Annotated in this window: 1 protein-coding gene and 1 pseudogene; both read right to left on the reverse strand. The window is 64.8% G+C overall.

Going from position 1 to position 1,190, the window contains the following annotated elements:
* A pseudogene (locus EN781_RS32855) lies at positions 1-484 on the reverse strand (hypothetical protein); the annotation flags it as partial.
* A gap of 131 nt (positions 485-615) precedes the next feature.
* Positions 616-1,190: phosphate acyltransferase (locus tag EN781_RS32860; RefSeq protein ID WP_281034420.1), on the reverse strand; the 575-nt coding region annotated here is incomplete at its 5' end.

A 1,190-nucleotide genomic window follows, 5' to 3' on the forward strand; every position in this document is an offset into this window, starting at 1 on the left:
GATTGCCGCCCCCATTGTTGCGCGCGCTCTCCTCAAGCGGGGCGTGCCTCGGCGCGATCTCATCGTCGCGGCAGCCATTGGCGTCGAGTGCCGCAAGGATACGGCTTCGGTCGCGTCGCGAGCCGCCGCTGGCAAGCCGCTCGCGCTTCGCCAGCAGGGCGTCGAGATTGGCGTTCATGCGGTCGATGTTGGCGTTGATCGCTGCGCATTTGTTGACGTTGCGCGAAAACAGCGAAAAGCCGCAACCGGCATCGCTCGCCCGATTGCGCACCTTCGCCAGCTGCTCGCGCTGGCGCGCGACGGCGTCGTCATATTTGCGGATCAGGTTCGGTCCGCCGCCATCGCCGCGAGCAGCAGTGAGTTCATCTTCGAGCTGACGGCAGATGCGCGAAGCGGCCTGCGGCTCTGTCACGGCGACGACGGACAACGCCAGCGCCACGAGCAACGCCGCAAGGTGGGTCAGCTTCAACCCCACGCCCTTCATTCGCCTGAAACCCCGATTGCCAGCTCGTCGCTCAAGCTAGCGCGTCCGCGGTTAAACCTGTCTTTACTCTACAGCCGGTTGCAGTTGAGTCTGCAACCAAACGTGACAGCAGCTTACCGCCAAATCCGCCCTCAGCCCAGGTTGACGACCGCCTGCGCTTTGTGCGCAGCCTCGACCACCGCAAGCGCCGTCATGTTGACGACGCCGCGCGAGGTCACCGAAGGCGTCAGGATGTGCGCCGGCTTGTCGGTGCCGAGCAGGATCGGCCCGACATGCAGTGCATCCATCATGGTGCGCAGCGCCGTCAGCGTGATGTTGGCCGAATCGAGGTTCGGGAACACCAGCAGATTGGCTTCGCCCTTCAGCCGCGAATGCGGATAGACGCGCTGGCGCAGGTGCTCCGACAGTGCCGAGTCGGCATGCATCTCGCCATCGCACTGCAATTCCGGCGCGATGCGGGCCAGGATCGCCGCCGCTTGGCGCATCTTCAGCGCGCTGGGTGAATCGCGCGAGCCGAAATCCGAATGCGACAGCAGCGCTGCCTTCGGCTCGATGCCGAAGCGCTGGATCTCCTCCGCCGCCAGCACCGTCATCTCGGCGATTTCCTCGGCCGTCGGATCGACCGAGACGTGGGTGTCTGTGAGGAAGATGATGCCGCGCTGCGAGATCAGCATGGAGAGCGTGGACAGGTCCCGATCCTTGATGC

Source organism: Mesorhizobium sp. M4A.F.Ca.ET.090.04.2.1 (genome assembly GCF_003999085.1).
Lineage (GTDB): Bacteria > Pseudomonadota > Alphaproteobacteria > Rhizobiales > Rhizobiaceae > Mesorhizobium.